Source organism: Bradyrhizobium altum (assembly GCF_020889705.1).
Classification (GTDB): domain Bacteria; phylum Pseudomonadota; class Alphaproteobacteria; order Rhizobiales; family Xanthobacteraceae; genus Bradyrhizobium; species Bradyrhizobium altum.
This window is the reverse complement of the sequence record NZ_JACMYP010000501.1, coordinates 1-2,378: the sequence shown is the minus strand read 5'-3', so window position 1 is coordinate 2,378 and position 2,378 is coordinate 1. Positions and strand designations below refer to the sequence as shown.

At 66.0% G+C, this 2,378-nt stretch carries 2 protein-coding genes and 1 pseudogene; all 3 read left to right on the top strand.

Going from position 1 to position 2,378, the window contains the following annotated elements; genetic code table 11:
- Positions 1-611: Rossmann-fold NAD(P)-binding domain-containing protein (locus H8B02_RS46860; RefSeq protein ID WP_512699927.1), on the top strand; the 611-nt coding region annotated here is incomplete at its 5' end.
- An 11-nt stretch (positions 612-622) separates the two neighbouring features.
- The gene (locus H8B02_RS46855) at positions 623-940 is read left to right on the top strand and encodes a proton-translocating transhydrogenase family protein (RefSeq protein WP_016841609.1); all 318 of its coding nucleotides are present in this window, start codon (positions 623-625) and stop codon (positions 938-940) included.
- A 43-nt stretch (positions 941-983) separates the two neighbouring features.
- Positions 984-2,378, top strand: a pseudogene (locus H8B02_RS46850) (NAD(P)(+) transhydrogenase (Re/Si-specific) subunit beta); the annotation flags it as partial.

Here is a 2,378-nt window from a genome sequence, read left to right as displayed (position 1 = left end):
TCGGCGTCGCCGGCCTGCAGGCGATCGCGACCGCGCGGCGGCTCGGGGCCGTCGTCACCGCGACCGACGTGCGCCCCGCCACCAAGGAGCAGGTGGAGAGCTTGGGTGCCAAATTCCTCGCCGTCGAGGACGAGGAGTTCAAGAACGCGCAGACCGCCGGCGGCTACGCCAAGGAGATGTCCAAGGAGTATCAGGCCAAGCAGGCCGCGCTGACCGCCGAGCACATCAAGAAGCAGGACATCGTGATCACGACCGCGCTGATCCCGGGCCGTCCGGCGCCGAAGCTGGTGTCGGGCGAGATGGTCAAATCGATGAAGCCGGGTTCCGTGCTGGTCGATCTCGCGGTCGAGCGCGGCGGCAATGTCGAGGGCGCGAGGCCCGGCGAGGTGGTCGAGACCGACGGCATCAAGATCGTCGGCTACACCAACGTCGCCGGCCGCGTCGCGGCCTCGGCCTCGAGCCTCTATGCGCGCAATCTGTTCTCGTTCATCGAGACCATGGTCGACAAGGCCAGCAAGGCGCTCGCGGTCAATTGGGACGACGAGTTGGTGAAGGCCACCGCGCTGACCAAAGACGGCGCCGTCATCCATCCCAACTTCCAGCCGAAGTAAGGAGAGAAGCCATGGAGCATCTCGCGCAGGCCGTCGATCCGTTCGTGTTCCGGCTGTCGATCTTCGTTCTTGCCGTGTTCGTCGGCTATTTCGTGGTGTGGTCGGTGACCCCCGCGCTGCATACCCCGCTGATGAGCGTGACCAACGCGATCTCGTCGGTGATCGTGGTCGGCGCGCTGCTCGCGGTCGGCGTCGGCATGGTGTCGAGCGGTTCGGGCTGGGCCCGCGGCTTCGGCTTCGTGGCGCTGATCTTCGCCTGCGTGAACATCTTCGGCGGCTTCCTGGTCACCCAGCGCATGCTGGCGATGTACAAGAAGAAAGCCAAGTGAGCGGCGTGCACCTCGGGGTGACGAAGACAAAGGGGGACCTGAGATGAACGCCAATCTGGCTGCTGTTCTGTATCTCGTGGCGGGGGTGCTGTTCATCCTGTCGCTGCGCGGCCTGTCGAGCCCGGCATCGTCGCGCCAGGGCAATTTCTTCGGCATGATCGGCATGGCGATCGCGGTCGCCACCACGCTGGCGAGCCATCCGCCGGCCGATGGCGTCGCCTGGCTCTTGGTCATCGTCGCGATCGCGATCGGCGGCAGCATCGGCGCCGTGATCGCGCGCCGGGTGCCGATGACCTCGATGCCGGAACTGGTCGCCGCGTTCCACTCGCTGGTCGGCATGGCCGCGGTGCTGGTCGCGGCCGGTGCGTTCTATGCGCCCGAGGCGTTCGACATCGGCACGCCCGGCAACATCCATCCGCAGAGCCTGGTCGAGATGTCGCTCGGCGTTGCGATCGGCGCCTTGACCTTCACCGGCTCGGTGATCGCGTTCCTGAAGCTGTCGGCCCGCATGAGCGGCGCGCCGATCATCCTGCCGTTCCGCCACGTCATCAACATCGTGCTGGCGCTGGCGCTGGTGTTCTTCATCGTCGGCCTCGTGATGTCGGGCAGCGCGCTCGACTTCTGGCTGATCACGATCATCGCGCTGGCGCTCGGCGTCTTGATGATCATCCCGATCGGCGGCGCCGACATGCCGGTCGTGATCTCGATGCTGAACTCCTACTCCGGCTGGGCCGCGGCCGGCATCGGCTTCACGCTCGGCAACTCGGCGCTGATCATCACCGGCGCGCTGGTCGGATCGCGGCGCGATCCTGTCCTACATCATGTGCCACGCGATGAACCGCTCGTTCATCTCGGTGATCCTCGGCGGCTTCGGCGGCGAGACTGCGGCGGCCGGCGGCGGCTCCGGCGAGCAGAAGCCCGCCAAGCTCGGCTCGGCGGACGATGCCGCCTTCATCATGAAGAACGCCTCCAAGGTCATCATCGTGCCCGGCTACGGCATGGCGGTGGCGCAGGCCCAGCACGCGCTGCGCGAGATGGCCGACCTCCTGAAGAAGGAAGGCGTCGAGGTGAAATACGCCATTCACCCGGTGGCGGGCCGCATGCCCGGCCACATGAACGTGCTGCTGGCCGAAGCCAACGTGCCCTATGACGAGGTGTTCGAGCTCGAGGACATCAACTCGGAGTTCGCCCAGGCCGACATCGCGTTCGTGATCGGCGCCAACGACGTCACCAATCCGGCGGCGGAAGAGGACAAGACCTCGCCGATCTACGGCATGCCGGTGCTGCAGGTCTGGAAGGCCGGCACCGTGATGTTCATCAAGCGCTCGCTGGCCTCCGGCTATGCCGGCATCGACAATCCGCTGTTCTACCGCGACAACACCATGATGCTGCTCGGCGACGCCAAGAAGGTCACCGAGAACATCGTCAAGGCGATGTA

Bases quoted from the DNA above. Each gene is read 5' to 3' on its own strand.
- H8B02_RS46855 (WP_016841609.1), top strand. From the start codon at position 623: ATGGAGCATCTCGCGCAGGCCGTCGATCCGTTCGTGTTCCGGCTGTCG.